26 protein-coding genes and 1 tRNA gene are annotated in these 22,693 nt (G+C 69.6%); 17 read left to right on the top strand and 10 right to left on the bottom strand.

Annotated elements, in window-relative coordinates:
- Positions 1–240 precede the first annotated feature (240 nt).
- Complete coding sequence (locus J8N05_RS03150) at positions 241–540, top strand: hypothetical protein (RefSeq protein WP_210880948.1); 300 nt, start codon at positions 241–243, stop codon at positions 538–540.
- 536 nt (positions 541–1,076) lie between these two features.
- Here the strand turns inward: J8N05_RS03150 and J8N05_RS03145 are convergent.
- The 5 genes from J8N05_RS03145 to J8N05_RS03125 form a co-directional block, all read right to left on the bottom strand.
- A complete protein-coding gene (locus J8N05_RS03145) occupies positions 1,077–1,670 on the bottom strand; it encodes a DUF4145 domain-containing protein (protein WP_210880947.1) in 594 nt (197 codons plus the stop codon).
- A gap of 652 nt (positions 1,671–2,322) precedes the next feature.
- Positions 2,323–2,790, bottom strand: coding sequence for a hypothetical protein (locus tag J8N05_RS03140; RefSeq protein WP_210880946.1), 468 nt, complete (start codon positions 2,788–2,790; stop codon positions 2,323–2,325).
- A 91-nt stretch (positions 2,791–2,881) separates the two neighbouring features.
- The gene (locus J8N05_RS03135; protein WP_210880945.1) at positions 2,882–3,265 is read right to left on the bottom strand and encodes a hypothetical protein; all 384 of its coding nucleotides are present in this window, start codon (positions 3,263–3,265) and stop codon (positions 2,882–2,884) included.
- Entirely contained in the window at positions 3,259–3,687 is a 429-nt protein-coding gene (locus J8N05_RS03130) for an ATP-binding protein (protein WP_210880944.1), read from the bottom strand. Before J8N05_RS03130 ends, J8N05_RS03135 begins: the two co-directional genes overlap by 7 nt.
- A 46-nt stretch (positions 3,688–3,733) precedes the next feature.
- The gene (locus tag J8N05_RS03125) at positions 3,734–4,141 is read right to left on the bottom strand and encodes an NUDIX hydrolase (RefSeq protein ID WP_210889992.1); all 408 of its coding nucleotides are present in this window, start codon (positions 4,139–4,141) and stop codon (positions 3,734–3,736) included.
- 107 nt (positions 4,142–4,248) lie between these two features.
- On the opposite strand from J8N05_RS03125, the gene J8N05_RS03120 reads away from it, so the two are divergent.
- The 11 genes from J8N05_RS03120 (at position 4,249) to J8N05_RS03070 (ending at position 11,513) form a co-directional block, all read left to right on the top strand.
- Positions 4,249–5,034, top strand: coding sequence for a GntR family transcriptional regulator (locus J8N05_RS03120; protein WP_210880943.1), 786 nt, complete (start codon positions 4,249–4,251; stop codon positions 5,032–5,034).
- Positions 5,031–5,330: a DUF3027 domain-containing protein gene (locus J8N05_RS03115; protein ID WP_210880942.1), complete on the top strand. Its 300-nt coding sequence runs from the start codon at positions 5,031–5,033 to the stop codon at positions 5,328–5,330. The genes J8N05_RS03120 and J8N05_RS03115 overlap by 4 nt, the downstream gene beginning before the upstream one ends.
- A 166-nt stretch (positions 5,331–5,496) precedes the next feature.
- Entirely contained in the window at positions 5,497–5,853 is a 357-nt protein-coding gene (locus J8N05_RS03110) for an SCO3933 family regulatory protein (RefSeq protein WP_210880941.1), read from the top strand.
- Positions 5,853–7,238: an FtsK/SpoIIIE domain-containing protein gene (locus tag J8N05_RS03105; RefSeq protein ID WP_210880940.1), complete on the top strand. Its 1,386-nt coding sequence runs from the start codon at positions 5,853–5,855 to the stop codon at positions 7,236–7,238. The genes J8N05_RS03110 and J8N05_RS03105 overlap by 1 nt, the downstream gene beginning before the upstream one ends.
- Before the next feature lie 89 nt (positions 7,239–7,327).
- Positions 7,328–7,990, top strand: coding sequence for a DUF2637 domain-containing protein (locus tag J8N05_RS03100; protein ID WP_210880939.1), 663 nt, complete (start codon positions 7,328–7,330; stop codon positions 7,988–7,990).
- Between the two features lie 22 nt (positions 7,991–8,012).
- Positions 8,013–8,204, top strand: a complete 192-nt coding sequence (locus tag J8N05_RS03095; protein ID WP_210880938.1) for a mobile element transfer protein — start codon at positions 8,013–8,015, stop codon at positions 8,202–8,204.
- 15 nt (positions 8,205–8,219) lie between these two features.
- A complete protein-coding gene (locus tag J8N05_RS03090; RefSeq protein WP_210880937.1) occupies positions 8,220–8,414 on the top strand; it encodes a hypothetical protein in 195 nt (64 codons plus the stop codon).
- A 25-nt stretch (positions 8,415–8,439) separates the two neighbouring features.
- Entirely contained in the window at positions 8,440–8,685 is a 246-nt protein-coding gene (locus tag J8N05_RS03085) for a SpdD protein (protein ID WP_210889991.1), read from the top strand.
- 179 nt (positions 8,686–8,864) lie between these two features.
- A complete protein-coding gene (locus tag J8N05_RS03080; RefSeq protein ID WP_210880936.1) occupies positions 8,865–10,175 on the top strand; it encodes a replication initiator in 1,311 nt (436 codons plus the stop codon).
- The gene (locus tag J8N05_RS03075; protein WP_055514908.1) at positions 10,168–10,350 is read left to right on the top strand and encodes a helix-turn-helix domain-containing protein; all 183 of its coding nucleotides are present in this window, start codon (positions 10,168–10,170) and stop codon (positions 10,348–10,350) included. The genes J8N05_RS03080 and J8N05_RS03075 overlap by 8 nt, the downstream gene beginning before the upstream one ends.
- Positions 10,350–11,513, top strand: coding sequence for a tyrosine-type recombinase/integrase (locus J8N05_RS03070; protein WP_210880935.1), 1,164 nt, complete (start codon positions 10,350–10,352; stop codon positions 11,511–11,513). The genes J8N05_RS03075 and J8N05_RS03070 overlap by 1 nt, the downstream gene beginning before the upstream one ends.
- A gap of 55 nt (positions 11,514–11,568) precedes the next feature.
- On the opposite strand, the gene J8N05_RS03065 is transcribed toward J8N05_RS03070, so the two are convergent.
- The 4 genes from J8N05_RS03065 to J8N05_RS03050 form a co-directional block, all read right to left on the bottom strand.
- Positions 11,569–11,644, bottom strand: a tRNA-Arg gene (locus J8N05_RS03065).
- Between the two features lie 168 nt (positions 11,645–11,812).
- Positions 11,813–12,040: a hypothetical protein gene (locus J8N05_RS03060; protein WP_210880934.1), complete on the bottom strand. Its 228-nt coding sequence runs from the start codon at positions 12,038–12,040 to the stop codon at positions 11,813–11,815.
- 37 nt (positions 12,041–12,077) lie between these two features.
- Positions 12,078–12,710 (bottom strand): response regulator transcription factor, encoded by a 633-nt coding sequence (locus tag J8N05_RS03055; RefSeq protein ID WP_210889990.1) that lies wholly within the window; start codon positions 12,708–12,710, stop codon positions 12,078–12,080.
- Positions 12,710–13,987: a sensor histidine kinase gene (locus J8N05_RS03050; protein WP_210889989.1), complete on the bottom strand. Its 1,278-nt coding sequence runs from the start codon at positions 13,985–13,987 to the stop codon at positions 12,710–12,712. The genes J8N05_RS03055 and J8N05_RS03050 overlap by 1 nt, the downstream gene beginning before the upstream one ends.
- A gap of 325 nt (positions 13,988–14,312) precedes the next feature.
- On the opposite strand from J8N05_RS03050, the gene J8N05_RS03045 reads away from it, so the two are divergent.
- Both J8N05_RS03045 and J8N05_RS03040 read left to right on the top strand, forming a co-directional pair.
- Positions 14,313–15,098, top strand: coding sequence for an ABC transporter ATP-binding protein (locus tag J8N05_RS03045; RefSeq protein ID WP_210880933.1), 786 nt, complete (start codon positions 14,313–14,315; stop codon positions 15,096–15,098).
- A 38-nt stretch (positions 15,099–15,136) separates the two neighbouring features.
- A complete protein-coding gene (locus J8N05_RS03040; protein ID WP_210889988.1) occupies positions 15,137–17,710 on the top strand; it encodes an FtsX-like permease family protein in 2,574 nt (857 codons plus the stop codon).
- Positions 17,711–17,746: 36 nt separating this feature from the next.
- Here J8N05_RS03040 and J8N05_RS03035 read toward each other — a convergent pair whose 3' ends face one another.
- The gene (locus J8N05_RS03035) at positions 17,747–18,598 is read right to left on the bottom strand and encodes an IclR family transcriptional regulator (RefSeq protein WP_210880932.1); all 852 of its coding nucleotides are present in this window, start codon (positions 18,596–18,598) and stop codon (positions 17,747–17,749) included.
- A gap of 111 nt (positions 18,599–18,709) precedes the next feature.
- Here J8N05_RS03035 and J8N05_RS03030 point away from each other — a divergent pair, with 111 nt between their 5' ends.
- From J8N05_RS03030 to J8N05_RS03020, 3 genes are all read left to right on the top strand, one after another.
- A complete protein-coding gene (locus tag J8N05_RS03030; RefSeq protein ID WP_210880931.1) occupies positions 18,710–19,738 on the top strand; it encodes a 5-dehydro-4-deoxyglucarate dehydratase in 1,029 nt (342 codons plus the stop codon).
- 60 nt (positions 19,739–19,798) lie between these two features.
- Positions 19,799–21,136 carry a gluconate:H+ symporter gene (locus tag J8N05_RS03025; RefSeq protein ID WP_210880930.1) on the top strand — a complete coding sequence of 446 codons (1,338 nt, stop codon included), beginning with the start codon at positions 19,799–19,801 and terminating at the stop codon, positions 21,134–21,136.
- A gap of 68 nt (positions 21,137–21,204) precedes the next feature.
- Entirely contained in the window at positions 21,205–22,533 is a 1,329-nt protein-coding gene (locus J8N05_RS03020) for an enolase C-terminal domain-like protein (RefSeq protein WP_210880929.1), read from the top strand.
- The last annotated feature ends 160 nt before the right edge of the window (positions 22,534–22,693 follow it).

The raw sequence follows: 22,693 nt of genomic DNA, 5'->3' as shown, positions 1-22,693 counted from the left end.
GTCTCCGGCTGCCGTGACTGCCCGGTGTTCCCTGTGGTTTCCTGCTCGGTCGGGCACGGTTGTCACTCCCGTTGCGTCGTCCTCCTGACGTTCGTGACTTGGCTGATCTAACTTCGTTCACATGGATTGGGGACCTCTTGCGAGCGTGGCTGTAGCTGTTGTGGGTGTCGGGGGCGTGATGGTCGAGCGTCGAGGAGAGAGCCCCGTGGGCGGGAGCGGATCAGGTCAGACCTTGAACTCATGAGCCTCTTGCCGGCAGACAGTGAGTTGGTTCCTGAACTCCGCGCGCACATCGAAGACAGTATCCGCTCAATGATCCAGGTCGAGGATGAGAAGCGGCGGGATCCGTTCGGTATCGCGCTTGCGATCGTCTTCATCTTGATTGCTGGGGGCCTCGTCGCCGCGAGCGTCCTGAACGGAGGCTGGTACTGGTGGCTTACTGTCCCCGGCGCCGTGACTGGCATCTTTGGCATTGCCGGCCTGGCACAGGACGCCACCAAACGTACCCGTGATGAGCGTGGAAGGCCGATGGTGGAGTAGGCCTAGGTGGGCGCACCTGTACTGAGATCTCTTCTTCTGCCCACCACTCACCCCATCTTCCATCCCGTCCGCCGTCGACCCACACACCGTGGAGCGGGCGTGGTTCAGGGCGTCAAGGTGGAGCGGCCCCGGACCATGATCGGTCCGGGGCCTTTTCCCTTGTGCCCCCGGCAGGCTTCGAACCTGCGACACGCGCTTTAGGAGAGAGGCGGGGGCATCGTGCCGCTGGGCTGGGGCTTAGATACCTCGTCAGGCTGCTGGGAACTCGACCGTCAGACACCCCTGTTGACCATGGCTGCCCTCTGCATCTGGCACGGCAGTGGCACGAAGCTAAGCCGACGACAGTCAGCCACGACGGCGGGTGCGCCGACCTAGCACGCACGCGTGTGCCTCGCCGCACCCCTACCGGCCCCAGCCACGCTATTGGGGTTTTTCGCCAACCAGAGCAAGCGGCTACGGCCGGCCCGTGACGACGGCCGGAGCTCTCAGCACGGAAAGCTGGGGGCCGACTTCGTAATCGCCCGCAGCGAAAATTCCTATGTATCCGCGTTAGGGGAAGTATTCGCCGACTTAGATGCGCGACGTTGCTCGAACTCCGCATATCTGGCAGTGAAAACGTATACGTAATCCAACAGAGCTTCAGCCAAAGCCAAAGCGTCCGCAGCATCTTCTCGCGTCACAGCCGTAGTACTGAAATGGGCTCCTTGGTTGCCAATGACCCTAAGCGCTTGCGCCCAATCGAAGAGTCGGCCTTCGATCTTTCCAGAGTCGCGGAGTTCTTTGAGTCCGTTAAATAGCGGCTTTTTCGGTGTCGTCCCTTGCTCCGCGCACAGGCCTTCAAGTGTGCGACGTACCATCACCGCCGCCGCCGTGTACGCCTTCGTTTTAAAGCAGGAATGTGCCTGCCGCATCTCGCGAATCAACGGCCCCGGTATTGCCGCATTAAGATCACCAGTCGAACTCTTTGGCCAAACTACTTGCAATAAATCATCCTCGGCGTCGAATATATCCACACCGAGAAGTTGAGCCGATCCACACCTCTCGCAAGAGACAAGGAGGTAACTTGCATTAATTTCATCCTTGGGGGATTTGTTGAAATCCACATCATAGCGACCGCGGACGGTTGCCATGGTCGCTCTATCGCAGGCGTGACACTGAATAATTCTTGAATTCTCTGCCATAATTCCCCCTGAATGCAGAAATTGATGTGAATCTGCCGTAGGTACCGCCGAGCTGGGCTGGTCGCAGTAGCCCCATGGCGTCCGACCATGCCCGTCCGCCTTAGGTGGCTCGTACGTTAACCACTGATGCTAACTACGCCTGGTAGAACCGGGTATAGGTTGCACGAATTTTCCGACGAAAGTCGTTCATCTCTGCTGCCATCCCGGCTGTCGTCGACCCACCCCCCCCCGTAGATGCCTGTCCAGGGCGTTAAGGTGGAGCGCGCCCCTTGGCTATGCCCGGGTCGACGGCAGGCAGGATGGAAGCTCCCCACACACCAATCGGCCGGCACCCGCGAACGGCGCCTCTCCATACCGGAGTTGGAGCGCCCCCACCGGAGGCATCTCTGTGACCGCGGCCGCGCTCGTGCGGCGATCGCCACTTATCAGCCCGGCTTGTCTACCCGTGGGCGCGCGTCGGCGCAGCGCCCGGAGCGCGGGCCGAAGGCATGAGCGCGCAGGGCGGCGGAGCCGTAAGCGCGCCCGGCGGAGCGGAGCGCAGCCGGGCCTTGAACCAGTAGAGAAAGTTGTAACTCACCGGCCCTGGAGGGTTCTGTGCGGCTCAGGCTAGCCACAGCTGGTCTACCGCGATCCACAGGCTGAGGAGCAGTCCGGCTGTGGCTATCGCGGTGTGAAGCGTCACCCAGAGGATCCAGATGCGCATCTTGGCGGACCGAGGAAACTCTTCCCGGTGCTCTACTTCGTTCGCCGCTATTAGGCTCGGCAGGTTCAACCCAGGATGGCGTGTCCCAAGCTCGGCTCTCATGCGGTCAGCCAGGCCCGAATGGACTGCCCAGCGTTCTCCGTACTTGGCGCTGGCGACGGCGCCAAAGGTCCCCAAGACACTCAGAGGCAATGTCACACCGAGAGATGGAAGCCCGAGGCGGCCATGTTGGGTCAGGAACCCCAGTGCTGCTGCCGTCACGATGATCACGATGTTGGTCAGGGCTGCCCGCTGATTCTCCATCTGGCGGGCCTCCTCGCGTTGCCCTTTCCAGAGCTCAAGTAGAACGTCGTTCTCGTCCGCCATAGATGCCTCCCCCTGGCACCAGGAAAGCCTGTGAGGCGGCGTCAGCCAAGAGGGCCTCGTACGGTGCGAGACGGAACCAGCTGCTTCGTTGTCAGTGGATGTTTCTGGGTTTGAAGTCGTATGCGCAGGCCGGAAGTTCGATGCCCTGTTGGTGTGCGAGTGGCAGGAAGACGACCGGGCGGATGGTCCAGGTGATGCGGGTGCTGGCGTGCGTCACTGAGACTGTGCAGGGCTGCATGCGTAAGAGGGCTCGTCGGGTCTCTGCGCGGCCCTCGTACAGCCACTCCCAAGCTTCGTCGGAAGCGTCGGCATCGAGTGCCGGTGAGATCGTGCGGAGTGCCACCGCTACCCACCGATCCGCCTGCGGTGCTGAGTGCGCGTCGAAGGATGCTCGGAGCTCCGGCGCCCCTCCCTCCGCGAGGTCTTCCGTCCAGCACTCGCACCAGTAGCCCCACTGCGGTTCGTTCTTCAGCATGGGTGGCCTCCTGGACGGACCCCTGTGAAGAGTTCCGCGGTGACCGTGTGGCCTCCGTCGCTGTCGTGGACCACGACCCGGTGGGCGATCGCGCTGACCATGCTCAGTCCCCGGCCGTGCTCCGCCTCCTGGTCCTGGTGCTCGACCTTCGGGGCCCGGCCGGTGCCTCCGGCATCCGTGACCGACAGGGCGACCATCTGCGGTGAGATCGCGAGAGCCAGATGGAAGCTGCCCGACTGCCGGCCGCTGGCAGTGTGCAGAATCGCGTTCGCGCTCAGCTCGCTCACGATCAGTTCGGCGTCGTCGGCCAGTGGCGAGCCTCTGAGGATGTCCCGGGTCCAGCGGCGGGCCCTGCTCACCTCTTCCGGGAAACCTGGGCAAGTGAGTCCCCAGACCCGCGCGGTGCTCGTATACTCGTGCATACAAGTTCCTTTATGCTGGTAGGCCGCCATGTACAGCGGGTTCGGACTAGACGAGTTTCACGCCGTCGTGTGCGCGGACGACCGGTGGAGACAACGCGTCCAGAGCGTCCAGGACACGGATCGCGTACGCCTCGTCGGCAAGGTCGGTGACTTCTTCACGGGTGGCCCACCGCAGAGCGCGGGTCTCGTCCCCGGTGGTTGGCGTGCCGTCGGCGGCCTCGCAGCGGAAGACCAGGGAGACGATCAGGCCCGTCATGTTCTTGTAGACGCCGGTGAGGGTCGCGGGAAGCGCGATCTTGATGCCGGTCTCTTCGAGGACTTCGCGCTGAAGCGCCTCGGGGAGGGTTTCCTCCCGCTCGACGATGCCACCCGGGGGTTCCCAGTGGCCGTTGTCGCGGCGCTTGATCAAGAGGGCCCGGCCCTGGTCGTCGACGATGACTCCGGCAACGCTCACGGAGTGCGGACGGTCAGTGGTCACGTTCCTCGGCCCTCTCAGATGGCTAGGCTCTCAACCGTAGCAACAACACTCGCCCACTCGTCTAGATACCTAAAGGAGTACTCGTGACCTCTCTTCCGTCCCTGCTCGGTGGCCTGAATCCCACGAGCGATCGTGCGGTCTTCCGGCAGATCGCCGACCAGCTGCGCGAGGCCATCGACCGTGGGCGCTTCAAGGAAGGGGAGAAGCTGCCTTCGGAAGCTGAGCTTGTCGAGCACTACGGCGTATCCCGGATGACCGTCCGGAATTCCTTCTCGGTACTCCAGGGCGAGGGCCTGGTGCACGCCGAGCACGGCAAGGGTGTGTTCGTCCGGCCGCGACCACCTGTGCGGCGGCTCGCCTCCGACCGGTTCGCCCGGCGCCACCGCGAGCAGGGGAAGTCCGCGTTCATCGTGGAAGCGGACGCTGCCGGCAGTCACCCGAAGGTGGACAGCCTGGAGGTCAAGGAAGAGAAGGCCACGCAGGACATCTCCGCCCGGCTCGGGTCCGTACGGCGTGTGCTCGCTCGGCGGCGCCGGTATCTGCTCGACGGTCGTCCGGTCGAGTTCGCTACCTCTTACCTCCCCCTCGACATCGCCCGCGGTACGCAGATCGCCGAACCCAATCCCGGCCCCGGCGGCATCTACGCCCGGCTCGAAGAACTCGGCCACCACCTCGACCACTTCGAGGAAGAGATCCGGGCCCGGATGCCCTCGCCGTCCGAGGTCAAGACGCTGCATCTCGCCTCCGGCGTCCCTGTAATTCATCTGATCCGTACCGCGTACGACACCGAGAAGCGGCCCGTGGAGGTCTGCGACACCGTCATGGCGGCGGACGCGTACGTGCTGTCGTATCAGCTTCCGGCGACGTGAACGCGGATCGCTCGACGCCTGACAGAGCTTGGACAGGTGATGACCGTGAACACAACGACGATTGCCACGAGCGCTGGTTGCCGGCGCTGAACCGGACTACTGACCAACCGACTTACCGGGATGAGTGGTTCGACGAGCAGTGCGGAGGCTGTCTTTTCTGGGTCGCGCTGCGTGGAGAGCTGGGGCGGGACTGGGGAGTCTGCACTCAGCCTGACTCGCCGTTCGATGGTCGTGCCCGCTTCGAGCACGACGGCTGCGAGCTCTTCGCCATCCGTGAGGACGGTTCCTTCGGGTGACGTCGCGCGGTCGGGCGGCGGGCCATGTCTCTTCTTCGAACTCGTCTACTCCAACATGCATACTCGTATAGACGAGTGGGCAAGTTGTGTGTCAGAGTGGCCGACGTTCCCGGATCCACCGGGTCGCAGAATGGCACTCATCTAGACGAGTAGATAGGAAGAAGTCTTGCGCACCATCCGTGTGGAGACCTCGGCCGCGACGATCCTGCTGACCGAGGCACCCGAACCCAAGGTTCGCGACCGACAGACCGGCGAGATCGCCAAGGACGTCAACAGCGGCGAGGCACTGATGACGATCGGCGTCGTCTACATCGAGGAGGGGGAGTCGGCTCTGATCAAGGTCACCATTCCGGAGAGCGGAGTCTCCGAGGGGTTGGCGCTCGGTGCTCCGATCTCGCTGCCCGGCCTGGTGGCCCGGCCGTGGGAGAGCGTGTTCAACGGGCAGCAGCGTCACGGCATCGCCTACCGCGCCGCCGCCGTCACCCCGGCCGCCTTCCCCGCAGTCATGGGGGCCTCGGCCTGATGACCGATCTGGCAACGCTTCTGGAGGTGGGTGGTCCCGTCGCAGCACTCGGCGGTGGGGCCGCCTACGCCCGGGCCCAACACCCCGGCGTCTACTGGTCCACGGTCGGCCTGCCGTTGTCCACGGCTCGGCTGCTCAGCTCGTACGGCTCGGTCATGGAAGCCTGCGGTCTGACCGTGGCTCCGTCCCGGCTGCGGGTCCTGGCGGTCAAGGCCACGAGTCGGCGTGAAGTGCGGCCCGTTCCGCCGCGTCGCGGGATCATCCGGCCCACCTCGACCGGGCTACGGCTCCGTCTGCGGCTCGCTCCCGGGCAGGAACCCGCCGACGTCGCCGCCTCGGCCGAACGGCTGCGGCACGCCTGGGGCGTTCACGCCGTGTACGTGACGACGGTCAAGCCCGGTGTCGTCGAACTGCGGCTCGTCGGCTTCGACGTGCTGCGCAAGGTCCGTATGGCGCGCAAGTCTCCGGCCGGGTCGCTGAAGATATCGGTGGCTCTGCGGGAGGACGCCACGCCGTTCGTACGCGACTACCGGACCGTTCCTCACCAACTGACCCTCGGTGCGACGCTGTCGGGCAAGTCCATGTACCTGCGCCACCTCGTCGCCGGACTCGCCCGGCAGCCTGTCGCCCTGGTCGGCATCGACTGCAAGCGTGGTGTGGAGCTGGCGCCCTTCGCCGCCCGGCTGTCGGCCCTGGCCACCGACCCTGGGCAGGCTGCTCAACTGCTGCCCGTGCTCATCGCGGAGATGGAGGACCGTTACGACCTGATCAAGGCTCGGCAGGGCATCGCGTCGGGGACGCCGGATGAGGAGATCACCTCTGACATCTGGGGCCTGCCGGAGCACGAACGGCCCGTGCCCGTCGTGCTGTTCGTGGACGAGGTCGCGGAACTCTTCCTCGTCGCCACGCGGAAGGATGAGGATCGGCGGGACGAGATGGTCACCCAGCTCATCCGCCTCGCCCAGCTCGGCCGCGCCGCCGGAATCTACCTGGAGGTCTGCGGGCAGCGCTTCGGCGCCGAGCTGGGCAAGGGGGCGACCATGCTGCGGGCTCAGCTCTCCGGCCGGGTCTGCCACCGCGTCAACGACGAAGCCTCCGCCAAGATGGCGCTCGGCGACATCGCCCCCGAAGCGGTCTCCGCCGCCTGCGCCATCGCCCCGGAACTGCCCGGCCTCGCCGTGGCCGGTGACACCTCCGGCGGCTGGTCCCGCATCCGCACTCCGTATCTCTCCCTCGGCGAGGCCGCCGAGATCTGCCACGAGTCGGCCCACCTGGTCCCCGACCTGCCCGCGCTCAAGCCCTTCCGGCCCGCTGTGCCGGTGCGGCCGGTCAAGGCACCCGCTCCGAGTCGTGCAGCCGTGCGCCGCTTCCGGCTGAGCCGCTAGGCACTACCTCGCTCCACCACAGTCGGCGTGACCGTCTCGCGCCACGTCCCTACCCCTCCCATGCCTCGAACAGGAAGGAGCCCCCCAGCATGCGCGCCCTACTGGCCCGCGTCGATGCGGTACTCGTCCAAGCGGTCATCGCTGCCGCGCTGTCCTTCGCCCACCTGCACGACATCGCCCTTGCGGCCGGTCAGGACGGGTGGAAGGCATGGGCGTATCCCGTCTCGGTCGACCTTCTGCTCGTCGCCGCCTGGCGCCAACTGCGAACCGGCGACGCCAAAGCGTCCGGCTGGTGCTGGTTCGTCATCGCCCTTACCGCCTCCCTGGGGGCGAACATCGCCACCGCCGGACTGCTCGACCTCGACCATGGGCCGGCCTGGCTGCGCATCCTCGTCGCGGGCTGGCCCGCGGTCGCCTTCCTCGGCGGAACGCTCCTCGCGCACTCGGTGCCGAAAGTGGCGGAGGACGTGGGGGAGACCTCTGCGGACGACGTGGACCAGGAGGAGCGCGCCGAACCCGTCCCCGAACCGCCCGCACTACCGGCCGCAGATCCGGCGCCCGTGCCGACGGCTGCGCTCACTCCACCTGCTCCTGCTCCTGCGGTATCCGTCCCGGCCGCCCTGGTCGAGCACGCCCGCAAGGTCGCTGCCGAGCATCGGACCCGCACCGGAGCGGCCATCGACACCCCGACGCTGCGCGCTCGCCTCGGCGTCCCCGCACCCATGGCCGAAGCCATCGCCGCACAGATCTGACCAGCTCTGAAAGGAGATCCGGATGACCGCCAACCGTCGCTTCCGCTCCGTCACCCGCATCGGCCCCGTCCAGGTCGGCACCTTCTACGACGGCCGGGGGCGCGAGAAGCACACCGCCGCGTGCACCGCCCCGCGCTGCGGCTTCTCCGCCGACTACGACAGCCGCGCCGCCGCCGAACTCGCCGCCCGCACCCACCGCTGCCCCGTCCGCTGAAAGGACTCCGTACCCGTGACCGTCAGCCTGCCGCTCGTCGCCGTCCTCGGCTTCTTCGCCTGGGGAGCGGTCAAGTTCCTCGGCGTCCGCATCTGGATCGTCGTCCTGATCGCCCTGTTCGGGTTCTGGCTCTCCGACACCTTCATGGCCCCAGCCATCGAATCCGGCTCGCGTTCCGGCGTGGATGTCATCAACGGCTCACATGACTAGACGAGTAGGTAAGGAGAGCTTCGCCGTGTTCCTGCCCAAGTACCCGGACAACCCGACACCCCCGCCCGCACACACGCACGCGCCGACCGATCCGGCTCCCGTGCGCCGTCCGGCTCCGCAGATATCCGTCAGCGCCGGAGCGGTCGCGGCCGTTCTCGTCGGCGGAGTCGTGCTGACCGCGCTCCTGGCCGCCGTCGCCGTCACGGCCATCTCCGTCGCCGTCGCCGCCGTGGTCCTGCGCTCGATGCTCCGCGACCAGCGCCACCGCTGACGGCGGCCAACCGCACCAGCCATCGACACCAGACCCCCCGGGGCGGACCGACACCGCCAAGCATCCGCCGCCCCGGGGGCCCTACCCCTCCTGACCGAAGCCAGAAGGAGAAAGCCATCATCACCCGCGCCACCCCGCCCCCGCTGGCCGAACTCAGCGAGCTGGCCTCCCTCGGCACCATGCCCGGCCTCCTGCGTCAGCTCTCCGGCCTCGGCGGCTGCACCCAGCCGATCCGCCTCGACGGCCATCGCGCCGAGTACGACGTGAACACCCGCACCGGCGAGATCGGCAACCTCCTCCACCACCTCGACTCCACTGGCCTCCCGGCCGGTTACCTCTTGGTCCGCTGCAACAACCGCCGCACGACCCGCTGTGCCGCTTGCTCGGAGGTCTACCGGCGCGACACCTTCCACCTGATCACCTCCGGCCTGCGCGGCGGCAAGGGCGTCCCCGAACAGGTCGCCGCGCACCCTCGCGTCTTCGCCACCTTCACCGCCCCGGGCTTCGGCCCCGTCCACAACCGTCCCACCGGTCCGGCCGGTTCGGTCCGCCGCTGCCGGTGCGGCGTCCTGCACGACCAGGACGACGACGTACTCGGCACTCCGCTCGACCCGGACACGTACGACTACGAAGCGGCCGTGCTCTGGAACGCGCACGCCGGTCCGCTGTGGCGCCGCTTCTCGACCTACCTGCGGCGGGAGGTCGCCAAGCGGGCCGGACTCTCACAGCGGGAGTTCCGCCAGCACGCCCGGGTGTCCTTCGCCAAAGTCGCCGAGTACCAGAAGCGCGGGGCCGTCCACTTCCACGCCGTCATCCGCATCGACGGTCCAGAGGGCGGCGACACCCCGCCTCCTGCCTGGGCCACCGCCGAGCTGCTGACCGATGCCATACGGTCCGCCGCGACCGCTGCTCGCGTGGACGGTCCGGTCATCGACGGCCGCGCTCACGTCTTCGCCTTCGGCCGTCAACTCGACGTACGCATCATCCGCGGCGCCGACTTCAACGGCGGCCAGGAACTGACCGACCGGGCCGTCGCCGCGTACATCGCCAAGTACGCCACCAAGGGCGCCGAGACCGCCACGGGAGCTCTCGACCGCCCGCTGAAGTTCCTCGCCGAACTGGCCCAGCTCGACATCAGCGAACACGCCCGGCGGCTGGTGCGTACCGCCTGGACCCTCGGCGCCCGCAAGGACCTCGAAGAACTCCGGCTCCGGGCCTGGGCCCACATGCTCGGCTTCCGCGGCCACTTCTCCACCAAGTCCCGCCGGTACTCCACCACCCTCGGCGCCCTCCGTGAGGCCCGTGCCGAGTGGCGCCGCGCACAGGTCGCGGAGGCCACGACCGACATCGAGGGCGCGACCGACGAGAGCACGACCCTCGTTCTCGCGCACTGGGTCTACGCAGGAAGCGGCCTCACCGACGCCGAAGCGTGGCTTGCCGAATCCCTCGCACCTGCCCCCGGAACCGAAGGAGAACCGACGCATGCGTGATGACGAGCTGCTGACCGTGGCCGAGGTCATGGCGCGACTCAAGCTCGGGCGGTCGACCGTCTACGACCTGATCCGCTCTCGTCGGCTCCCTTCGATCACCATCGGCCGATGCCGCCGCATTCCGGCGCGGGCCCTCAGCGACTACATCTCCCACGAAATGGAGGCGGCTGCCTGATGGCCGGCCAGCGCAAGCGCAACCCGAACGGGGCGGGCACCATCACCAAGCGCAAGGACGGCCGCTTTCAGGCTGCCGTCTACGTGCTTCAGCCGGACGGCACCCGGGCCCGGAAGTTCGCTTACGGTAAGACCTGGGCGGAGTGCGACACCAAGCGCCGGGAGCTGCTGGCCAAGGTCGATCAGGGCGTACCCGTGCCGACCCGTTCGGCCAAGCTCTCCGAGTGGCTGCCCTACTGGCTGGACAACGTGATCAAGCCTCGGCGAAAGCTCAGCACGTACGACAAGTACGAAGCGCACGTACGGCTTTACCTGGTGCCGCTTCTCGGTGCGAAGCGGCTCGAATCCCTCGGCGTCGCGGACGTGCGACGGTTCCTCGTCCGACTGGAGCGGGAGACCACCGCTGCAACGGCCAAGGAATCGCATCGGGTTCTGCGGTCCGCGCTGTCCTCGGCCTGCCGTGAGGAGCTGATCGCGCGCAACGTGGCCAAGCTCGTCGAGCCTCCGCGCACGGACAACAAGGAGCTGAGTCCCTGGAACCTGGACGAGACGTTGGACTTCCTTGCGGCATCCCGCAGAGATCCCCTCTACGCGGCCTTCGTGCTCGCCATCGCCATGGGGCTCCGGCGGGGCGAGATCATCGGTCTCCGCTGGTCTGACCTCGACCTCGAAAACCGCGTCCTCTACGTCCGTCAGCAGACTCAGCGTCGGCGCGGCGTTCTGTACGACGACGATCCCAAGAGCCGTCGCCGCCGCGTCGTCCCGCTGCCCGCGCTCTGCATCGCCCCTCTGCGCTGGCACCGGATGCGGCAGTCCGCCGCTCGCGCCAAGGCGGGGGAGCGGTGGCAGGAATCGGAGTACGTCTTCACCACCCGCACCGGCCACCAGGTCGAGCCGCGCAACGTCTACCGCTCCTTCACCCGCGTCGCCGAGTCCGCCGGCCTTCGCGTCATCCGGCTGCATGACGCTCGGCACGGCACGGCGACTCTCCTCACTGCGGCCGGAGTCGCGCCCCGCGTCGTGATGGAGATCCTGGGGCACTCACAGATCAGCATCACCATGGACGTCTACACGCACGTCGTGCAGGACACCCAGCGCGAGGCCATCAGCCACATGGACCGGCTGCTCAAGCGGCGGCCGGTTGCCGGTGACCGTCCTCGTTGATGTCAGAAGTGGATGTCAAAGGCCCCGGACCATGATCGGTCCGGGGCCTTTTGGCTGGTGCCCCCGGCAGGATTCGAACCTGCGACACCCGCTTTAGGAGAGCGGTGCTCTATCCCCTGAGCTACGAAGGCGGGGCTTGTGTGAGGTCTTGCGTCGGACTCGGTGACGAGTCTTGGCCAGGTCTCCCGGTCAAGCCCTGAGCGATCTGGGTCGTTGCCGCGGTGATGAGGTGCGGGAACCGCGCCACATGCCGCAGCGCCTGCCAGGGACGCTCGCACCACAGGGTACCGGATAGGGGCTCAGGCGGGTGATGGGTCGAAGACCGCCGCCGTTACCCGGCGCGGGCCAGGAGGCCAGGAGGCCAGGGGGGCCGGGTGGCCCACCGTGTCGGCGACCAGCGACCAGCGACCAGCGACCAGCGAGCAGCGCCTCGGCGTTCCGGCGACCCCGGCGTGGTCCAGCAGGTCCGGACCCGGTACGGCGATGGCGGCCCTGTGCCCCAGTCCCAGTGGGCCGAGAGCCCTCACGCCCCTCGCCCCTCTCACCCCCTTGAACTCGCCCCTCTCACCCCCTCAAATAGGCCAGCACCGCCGCAACCCTCCGATGCGTTCCCTCCTCCAGCGGGAGGTTCAGTTTCGTGAGGATTCCGTTGATGTGTTTGCCGATCGCGGCCTCGGAGACCACCAGGGTTCTCGCGATCGCGCCGTTGGATCTGCCCTCCGCCATCAGGGCCAGTACCTCGCGCTCGCGTGGTGTGAGGTGTTGCAGGGGGTCGTGGCGGCGGCGCAGCAGGCGGCGGACCACCTCGGGGTCGAGGACCGTTCCGCCGGTCGCGACCTCGTGCAGGGCGTCGACGAACTCCTCGACCTGGCCCACGCGGTCCTTCAGCAGGTAGCCGACGCCGGATCCGTCGCCGGAGTCCAGGAGCTCGGAGGCGTACGTCCGTTGTACGTACTGGCTGAGGACCAGGACCGGCAGCGTGGGCCGCCTCTCGCGCAGCCGTACCGCCGCGTGCAGGCCCTCGTCCTGGAAGCCGGGCGGCATGCGTACGTCCGTCACCACGATGTCGGGGGTGTGCTCCTCGACCGCCGTGAGCAGGGCCGGCGCGTCCCCGACGGCCGCCACCACCTCGTGGCCGAAGCGGGCGAGCAGGCCGATGAGTCCTTCCCGCAGCAGGACGCTGTCCTCGGCCAGCACTACCCGCAGTGATCGGCCGTCCCGGCCGGAACCGACTCGCAAGGAACCTCCACAAGCAACAGCGTCGGGCCGCCCGGCGGACTGGACAGGGCGAGTCTGCCATCCAGCACCGACACCCGGTCCGCGAGGCCGGTGAGTCCGCTGCCGACCGCGGCGTCGGCCCCGCCCCGGCCGTCGTCGCACACCTGGAGGAACAGGCGGCCGTCACGGTGGCCGCCGCTCACCCGCGCGCGTGTCGCTCCGCTGTGCCGGGCGACGTTCGCCAACGCCTCGCAGACCACGAAGTACGCCGCCGACTCCACCGGGCCGGGCAGTCGGCCCGGTAGTTCGACGTCGACGTCGACGGGGACCGCCGAACGGTCCGCGGCGTCGGCGACCGCGGCCTGCAGACCGTAGTCCGTGAGGACCTTGGGGTGGATGTCGTGGATCAGTTCGCGCAGTTCCGTGAGGGCTTGCGCCGCCTGCTCGTGGGCCCTGGCGAGCTGGTCGGCGAGCGGTCCCGGCGGTGCGTCCAGCCGGGCCAGACCGAGGGTCATGCTCAGGGCCACCAGGCGTTGTTGGGCGCCGTCGTGCAGATCGCGCTCGATCCGGCGGCGCTCCGCCTCGAAGGCGTCCACCAACCGCACGCGGGAGCTGGTGAGTTCGACGACCCTGGCGTCGAGTTCGTCCTCGCGGGAGGCGATGAGCACGCGGGTCAGCTCGGCGCGGGCGCCCGCCGCGACACCGAGCGCGTAGCAGCACAGGGCCATGAGGAGCAGGCCCAGTACGGCGACGCCGCACGCGGTCGGCCACGTGCTCACCGTCCACAGCTTGAGCACCTTCGTCTCCTCGCCGCCGCCGACCGTGGCCAGCAGCAGCGGCGTGGCGACCACGGACAGCGGGAGGAGCAGGGCGACCGTGACCGCCAGGGCGTCGACCGGCCACAACAGCACGGCGAACAGCAGCGCGTACCCGAGTTCCCGCCAGGTCGCCCGCTCGCGCAGCCGGGTGGTCAGCCAGGCCCGCAGGCCCGGCGCGGCCGGCTCGCGGTGCCGGCCGGACGCCGGATCGTCGTCGATCAGACGCAGCCTGCGCCGCTCCGCGCTCGCCACGGGAAGCCCGCTGAGGGCGACCATGACCAGTAAGGGGAGTCCCACCAGGAGGAGGGCGAGCGCGCCGCAGACCGCCGTCACCGCCACGATCACCAGCAGGGTGACGGCGCCGGTCACCGCGCCCGTGAGCAGGTACGCGGCAGCGCGCCAGGGCCAGGCCGACAGCAGGAAGCCGGGGCGGGACATGGCCTGCCACACGTTCCGCGGGCGTATGGGGATCGCCATCACCGGGGTCATGGGGATCACCGGCTGTATGGGGATCACCGTAGGACCGTACGAGCGCGGGGGCGCCCGGCGCCATCGGGCCAGGGCGTGGATCGAGGGTAGGCCTGGCCCTACCCCGAGTCTCGTCACTGCCCTACCTCAAGTCTCGTCCCTGCCGTAGCGCGCCATGAGGGTGCGCCGACCGACTCTGGAAGCGCTGACGGTCAGCGTTGACGGACAGCGTTGACGGACGGCGCTGACGGACAGCACCGACGGGCAGCACCGACACCGACATGAGCGGGGACGCATGACCCACGACGTGGCCCAGGACGGGACCGACCACGCACCCGACACCGCGATCCGACTGCGGTCCGTGACCCGGCGTCACGGCTCCGGCGATACCTCCGTCACCGCCCTCGACCAGGTGTCGCTCGGCTTCCCGAAGGGGACGTTCACCGCCGTGATGGGGCCGTCCGGTTCGGGCAAGTCGACCCTGCTGCAATGCGCCGCGGGTCTCGACCGGCCCACCTCCGGTTCGGTCGTCGTCGGCGGGACCGAGCTGACCGGGCTGAGCGAGACCGGGCTGACCCTCCTGCGCCGCGAGCGCATCGGCTTCGTGTTCCAGGCGTTCAACCTCCTCTCCTCCCTGACCGCCGAGCAGAACGTGGCCCTGCCCCTGCGGCTGGCCGGCCGCCGTCCCCCGAAGGCCCGGGTCCGCGAGGTACTGGAACAGGTCGGACTCGGCGGGCGCGCCCGGCACCGGCCGACCGAGATGTCCGGCGGCCAGCAGCAGCGCGTCGCCCTGGCCCGCGCCCTGATCACGCGCCCCGAGGTGCTGTTCGCCGACGAACCCACCGGCGCGCTCGACTCGCGCAGCGGCCGGGAAGTGCTCACCCTGCTGCGCGGCATGGTCGACGGGGAGGGCCGGACGGTCGTCATGGTCACCCACGACCCGGTCGCCGCCTCGTACGCCGACCGCGTGGTCGTACTCGTCGACGGCCGCGTCAACGGCGAGCTGATCGGCGCCGGCCCTGGCGTCGGCGCCGAGGACATCGCCGCGCGGGTGACCGAACTGGAGGCCGCGTCGTGCTGAGGACCGCCGTGCTGAGCACCGACCTGCTGAGAACCGCCGTGCTGAGCACCGCCCTGCGTACGCTGCGCGCCCGCTGGGTGACCTTCGTCGGCAGCTTCGTCGCCCTGTCGACGGGCGTGGCGCTGATCGCCGTCATGGGACTGGTCCTCGCGTCCTCGGCGGACGCGCCCGACCGCGGGCCCGAGCGGTTCGCCGCGGCGCCCGTCGTCGTCAAGGGCATGGACACGCTGCGGGTGAGCACGCCGAACGGTGTCCGCACCCGCGCACTCGCCCAGCCGCGCACCGTCCCCGAGGAGTTGGTCGCCAGGCTGCGAACCCTCGGGACCGTCGTCGAGGACCGGTCGTTCCCGGTACGGGTCCGGGGCGGCGGCCGTGGCGGGGACGGCCCCGACGATCTGGTCGGCCACCCCTGGTCCACCGCCGCGTTCGCCCCGTACGAGCTGGTCGCGGGACGCGCGCCGAAGGCCGCGGACGAGGTCGCCGTCAGCGGCGACTGGGCCCGTCCCGGCACGCGGATACGGACCTACGACGGCACCGTACGAGTCGTCGGTGTTGTGAAAGCGGGTGGCGCCGAACAGCATGCGGGCGCTGCGCCCGACCCCAGCCCCGCCTTCGAGAACGCCGTCTTCCACACGGACGCCCGCGCCGCCGAGCTATCGCCACGCAGCGTCCAGCTCGTCGTCACCGGCGCGGACACGGCAGCCGTGCGTGAGGCCGTGCGCGAGGCCGTGCGCGAGGCCGTGCGCGAGACCGCGCCCGCGAGCGACGGCGTCCAGGTCCTCACCGGTGACGCGCGCCGGTACGCCGACGCCGATCCCGACCGGGACAGGGAGGCGATCACCGCGATGAACGCCCTGTTCGGCACGGCGGGCGGGGTCACCGGGTTCGTGTCGGTGTTCGTGGTGGCGTCGACCTTCGCGTTCGCGGTGGCCCGGCGCCGCCGGGAGTTCGGGCTGCTGCGCACGGCCGGGGCGACCCCGGGACAGCTCCGCCGCATGGTCGTCTCCGAGGCACTCCTCATCGGTGTGCTCGCCTCGGCGGCCGGCTGCGTGCTCGGCTCGTACGGGGCGCCGCGGCTCGCCGCGTGGGCGGTCGACGAACGCCTCGCGCCCCGCTGGTTCACCCTCGGCGACCACACCTGGCCGTACTGGACGGCTTTCTGGACGGGCCTGCTCGTGGCGCTGTCCGGGGCGCTGGCCGCGTCCTGGCGTGCGGGGCGCACCGGCCCCGTCGAGGCGCTGCGCGAGGCGGCCGTCGACAGCGGGACGATGACGTGGGGCCGCCGGCTGTTCGGCGGCGGCCTGCTGCTGACCGCCGTCGTCCTGCCGGTCCTGGCCCTCGTGGACGACCCCGGCGACCTGCTGCACCGCAAGACCTACATCAGCAGGCCCATGCTGCTGATCACCGCGGTGGCGCTGCTCGCGCCGGTGCTGGTCCGCCCGATGGCCCGGCTGATCGCCTGGGCGCCGGCCCGGCTGCCCGGCGCCACCGGGATGCTGGTGCGGGAGAACGCCGTCGCGGGCGTCCGGCGTACGGCCGCCGTCGCGGCGCCCGTGCTGGTCATGGTCGCGCTGACGGGCTCGCTGTCGGGTGCCGTCGCCACCCTCCACGAGGCGAAGGCGGCCGAGGTCCGGGCGCGGACCACCGCCGACTTCGTGGTCACCGCGCCGCGCGGCGCGGGCTTCGACGAGGGCACGTTGCGCAGACTGCGGGACGTGCCGGGCACCGAGGTCTCCGTGACCTCGTCGAGCGCCGTGTACGTACTGGAGGACGGCGTGGCGCTCGTCGGGTCCGAGGCCCGTGCCGCCGAACCCGGCCCGCTCACCCGCACCGCCCGTCTGCCGCTCGTCGCGGGGGACGCGAGGGACCTGGACGACGACTCGATCATCGTCAACGAGGAGTGGGAACGGCACACCGTGGGACAGCGCGTGGACGTATGGCTCGGCGACGGCACGAGGAAGTCCCTGAGGATCGCCGCGGTCATGCCGACCGGCACGGGCGACAACGGCGTGTACGTCACCCCGCGCAACGCTCCGAAGGCGTACGCCGACCGCGTCGACGTCCACCTCACGAGCGCCGATGCCCACGCCCACGCCGATGCCGATGTCGGCGCTGGCGCCGTGACTGCTGCGCCCGTCGAACTGCGCGACGCCGTACGGGAGTCCGGCGGGAAGGTGTTCACCGCCGGGCAGTGGGTGCGGGCGACGTACCCCGAGTCCGACCGGACGACCCGGACGGGCTTCGTCCTGGTCCTCGGCATCGCCCTGCTGTACACCGGGATCTCGCTGGTCAACACCGTCGCCATGGCGGCCTCCGGCCGGGTCCGCGACCTGGCCGTGCTACGGCTGGCCGGGGCCACCCGGTGGCAGGTGCTGCGGATGGTGGGCGCGGAGGCGCTGACGGTGGTCGTGGTCGGCGGGGTGCTGGGGCTGCTCGTCGCCGCTTTCAATCTGCTGGGCATGTGGAGCGCGCTGCGGCTGCTCTCCGTACGGACGTCGGTCGAAATGCCGTGGGCGGCGCTCGGGGCGACCGCGGGCGCCTGCGCGCTGCTCGCCGTGGCCTCGTCCGTGATGGCCGCCGCCCTCGTCATGCGCCGCAGGGCGGTGGAGTGAGCGGTGGAGTGAGCGGTGGAGTGGGGCGGCCCCGGGTCACCGCCAGTCCGGCGCCCCCGAAGCCGAAGGGAGCGCGCCCTCGATCTTCGTGCGGGTCTCCCGCATGACCGCGATCACCCGGGCCTCGTGGGCCTCGCTGAGGCGGGCCACCGGCACCGAGCAGCTGATGGCGTCCGTGGCCGGGGAGTCGTACCGCAGGGCGAAGCCGAAGCCCGCGATACCGGGCACCGTCTCCTCGCGGTCGATGGAGTGGCCGCGCGCGCGGACCCCCGCGAGGTCGGTGAGCAGGGTGGTCCTGGTGGTGTGCGTGTTCTCGGTGAGGGCACGCAACGGGCCCTCGGGGAGCGGGAGTCCGGTGTCGGGGCGCTCGGCGAGCAGAGCCTTGCCGAGCGCGCCCGCGTGTGCCGGGATACGGCGGCCGACCCTGCTGATGGTCCGCAGGTACTCGTGGGACTCGCGGGTCGCGAGGTAGACGACGTCCGGGCCGTCGAGCCGGGCCAGGTGGATCGTCTCGCCGAGCGCGTCCGAGGCCTGGTCGAGGTAGGGGCGCACCAGGCGGACGTGCGGGTCGCTGTCGAGGTAGCTCGTGCCCGTGAACAGGGCGCGGATCCCGATGCCGTAGAGGGACCCGGTCGTGTCGGAGCGCACCCAGCCGCAGTCGATGAGGGTCTGGAGCAGCTGGTACATGCTGCTGCGCGGTACGTCCAGCTCCTCGGCCAGTTCGTCCAGGCGGGCGGGGCGGTCACCGCGTGCGGCGAGCAGTTCGAGCAGCGCGACCGTGCGGCTCGCCGACTTCACCCCGCGTACGCCCCGCGCTCCCCGTGATTCCTGTGCCCCCTGGGTTTCCTGTGCCCCGCGGCCCCCGCGGCCCCCGCTGCTCTCCGGCATGGCCTCATCGTAAATCCGCGCTGCCGCACCCATTGACCGTGTCCGGTTCACCGACCTAACCTCCGTTCTCATACGTGTACGTCATCTGCATATAGAGATGAGAGATCAGGGATGCGGTACAGCGCGGAGATCGAGGCCGTGGTCCAGCGGCTGCGCGACGGTATGGCGGACGGGGTGCTGTCGTTTCCCCTCACCAGCTTCCGGGCCGAGGGAGGAGAAGGTGGAGAGGGCGGAGAGAACCACGGCAGTGGCGGCAGCGGCGGCGAACTCGACCTGGAGTCCTACCGGGCCTACCTGACGGCCCAGTTGGCCCCCGGGCCCGACGCCGCCGCCCCCGGCGCCGTCTTCCCCGCCTGCGGGACCGGCGAGTTCTTCTCGCTGGACGAGGACGAGTACCGCGCGGTCGTCGAGGCCACGGTCGAGATCGCCGACGGCCGCCTGCCGGTGGTCGCCGGCATCGGCTACGGCTGGGCGCAGGCCCTGCGCTTCGCCCGGATCGCGGAGGAGGCCGGCGCCGACGCCCTGCTCGTGATGCCCCACTACCTGGTCGGCGCCCCGCAGGACGGACTGGTCGGGCAACTGCGCCGGATCGCCGCCGGCACCCGGCTGCCGCTGATCGCGTACCAGCGCGGGCAGGTCGCCTTCACCGCGGACACGCTGCGCCGCGTCGCGGAGATCCCCACCGTCGTCGGCCTCAAGGACGGGCACAGCGACCTCGACCGGCTGCAGCGGCTCACCCTCGCCGCCCCCGACGGCTTCCTCTTCTTCAACGGCGCCTCCACCGCCGAGATCCAGGCCCGCGCCTACGCGACCGTCGGCGTCCCCGCCTACTCCTCGGCCGTCCACGCCTTCGCCCCCGAGATCGCGAGCGCCTTCTTCACCGCCCTGCGCGGCAACGACGAGGCCACGCTCACCAAGCTCCTGCGCGACTTCTACGTCCCGCTCGTCGAGCTGCGCGACCGCGTGCCGGGATACGCCGTGTCCCTCGTCAAGGCCGCCGCCCGGCTGCGCGGTCTGCCGGTGGGACCCGTACGGGCTCCGCTCACCGATCCCGGCGCCGCCGACCTCGCCGCACTGGAGGCGATCCTCGACACCGGCCTCGCCCTCGTCGGAGCGCCGCTCCGCCGCGCCACCGCCTGATCCACCCCACGTTCCGCCCGATCCACCGCTTGACACACGGCCAGTTCAAAGGGGAACTGCATGCCTCTGCTCGTAGTCGGGATCAGCGTCCTGGTGCTGCTGTTCCTGATGACCCGGATGAAACTCAACGGCTTCGCCGCGCTGCTGCTCGTCGCGGTGGGCGTCGCCCTGGTCCAGGGCATACCGGTGGCCGACATCCCGGACGTCCTCTCGGAGGGCATCGGCGGCCAGATCGGCGACACGATGCTCACCATCGGGCTCGGCGCCATGGTCGGCCGGGTGATGGGGGACTCCGGCGCCGCCCAGCGGATAGCCGGCCGGCTGCTGGACGCGTTCGGGCCGCGCTGGGTCCAGGTGGCCATGGTGGTCACGTCCATGCTCATCGGCGTGACCATGTTCTACGAGGTCGCGTTCATCATCATCGTGCCGATCGCGTTCACGCTGGTCAGGGTCACCGGGGCGAAGCTGCTGTGGGTCGGCCTGCCGATGTCGATCGCCCTGTCCACGATGCACAGCTTCCTGCCGCCGCACCCCGGCCCCACCGCCGTGGCCGCGACCTTCCACGCCTCCGTCGGACACACCCTGTTCTACGGCCTGTTCATCGCCGTCCCCGTGGGCGCGTTCATCGCGCTGCTGTGGCCGCGACTGCCGTTCATCAAGGCCATGGACCCCTCCATCCCCAAGGGCCTGGTCAGCGACCGCGAGTTCGAGGACGGCGAGATGCCCGGCCTCGGCTGGTCGCTGTCCGTCGCACTCTTCCCCGTCGTACTCATCGCGGGCGCCGCCGTCGTCGACATGGCGGTCCCGGGGGACGGGCCCGTCCTGCACTTCGTCGCCTTCATCGGCTCGGCGCCGATCGCGCTCATGATGACCCTGATCCTGGCGATCTGGGCGTTCGGCCCGCGCATCGGCCGCAGCCTCGCCGACGTCAACACGTCCTGTACCTCCGCCGCCCAGTCGATGGCGATGATCCTCCTCGTCATCGGCGCGGGCGGCGCGTTCAAGAACGTCCTCGTCGAAGGCGGCATCTCCGACTACATCAAGGACGCCACCGACAGCTGGTCCATCTCGCCGATCGTCCTGGCGTGGCTCATCGCGGTCATCCTCCGCGTCGCGCTCGGTTCGGCGACCGTCGCCGTCGTCACCGCCTCCGGTGTGGTGCTGCCGCTCCTCGCGGGCAGCGGCATCCACCCCGAGATCATGGTGCTCGCCGTGTCCTGCGGCTCGATCGCCTTCTCCCACGTCAACGACCCGGGATTCTGGCTCTTCAAGGAGTACTTCAACCTCTCGGTCATCGAGGCGATCAAGGTGCGTACCACCTATACGACGGTCCTCGCGGTCCTCGGCCTGGGCGGCGTCCTGGCGATGGAGTGGGCCCTGGACGTCCTCAGCCTGTGACCCGACCCGAAGGGCCCCTCCTTCACCCCGAAGGACCCCTCCTCCACTCAGAAAGGTCATCGATCCGCATGAGTCAGCCGACCGTCACCGAGTTCGCCGTCTACCCCGTCGCCGGCCGCGACAGCATGGAGCTGAACCTCTCCGGCGCGCACGGTCCCTACTTCACCCGCAACATCGTGGTCCTCAAGGACTCCGAGGGCCGTACGGGACTGGGGGAGGTGCCCGGCGGCGAGAAGATCACCCGGACCCTGCGGGACGCCGAATCCCTGGTCGTCGGCGCGAAGGTGGGCGACTACAAGCGCGTCCTGCGGGCGATCGGGGACCGCTTCGCCGACCGTGACTCGGGCGGCCGTGGAGCCCAGACCTTCGACCTGCGCACCACCGTGCACGCCGTGACGGCCGTCGAGTCCGGGCTGCTCGACCTCCTGGGCCAGCACCTGGACGTACCGGTCGCCGCGCTGCTCGGCGACGGCCAACAGCGCTCGTCCGTACGGGTCCTGGGCTACCTCTTCTACGTCGGTGATCCCGGCCGGACCGATCTGGAGTACGTGCGTGAGCCCGACTCGGACGTCGACTGGTACCGCGTCCGGCACGAGGAGGCGCTCACGCCGGAGGCGATCGTGCGGCAGGCCGAGACGGCGTACGACCTTTACGGTTTCCGGGACTTCAAACTCAAGGGCGGTGTACTGGCCGGTGCGGAGGAGGTCGAGGCCGTACGGGCGCTCAAGGGCCGTTTCCCCGGGGCGCGGGTCACCCTGGACCCCAACGGGGCGTGGTCGCTGAGCGAGGCCGTCGAACTGTGCAAGCCGCTCGTGGGCACGCTCGCGTACGCCGAGGACCCGTGCGGGGCCGAGGACGGCTACTCCGGGCGGGAGATCCTGGCGGAGTTCCGGCGGGCGACCGGACTTCCGACGGCCACGAACATGATCGCCACGGACTGGCGGCAGATGACGCACGCGCTGGCGCTCCAGTCCGTGTCCATTCCGCTGGCCGACCCGCACTTCTGGACCATGCAGGGGTCTGTGCGGGTGGCTCAGCTGTGCAACGCGATGGGGCTGACCTGGGGGTGCCACTCCAACAACCACTTCGACATCTCGCTCGCGATGGTCACGCACTGCGGGGCGGCGGCGCCGGGGGAGTACAACGCGCTGGACACGCACTGGATCTGGCAGGAAGGGCTGGAACGGCTCACCGTCGATCCGCCGCGCATCGTCGACGGGGAGATCGCCGTGCCGGACGGCGGCGGGCTGGGCGTCGAGCTGGACATGGAGCGGTTGCTCGCGGCGCACGAGCTGTATCTGAAGAAGGCGCTGGGGGCGCGGGACGATGCGGTGGGTATGCGGTACCTGGTCCCTGACTGGCAGTTCGACGCGAAGCGTCCGTGCCTGGTCCGTTAGGCCACGCCCCCGGACCGCCGTCCGCCTGCGGGCGCGTCGTGACTGGCCGCGCCGTTCCCCGCGCCCCTTCAGGGGGCCTGGCCCGTTGGTTTTTGTCTGCGGGTGCGTCGTGGCTGGTCGCGCAGTTCCCCGCGCCCCTTAGGGGGCGGGGGCTCGTGTG

Source organism: Streptomyces liliiviolaceus (genome assembly GCF_018070025.1).
Lineage (GTDB): Bacteria > Actinomycetota > Actinomycetes > Streptomycetales > Streptomycetaceae > Streptomyces > Streptomyces liliiviolaceus.
This window is presented reverse-complemented; position numbering and strand designations above follow the sequence as displayed.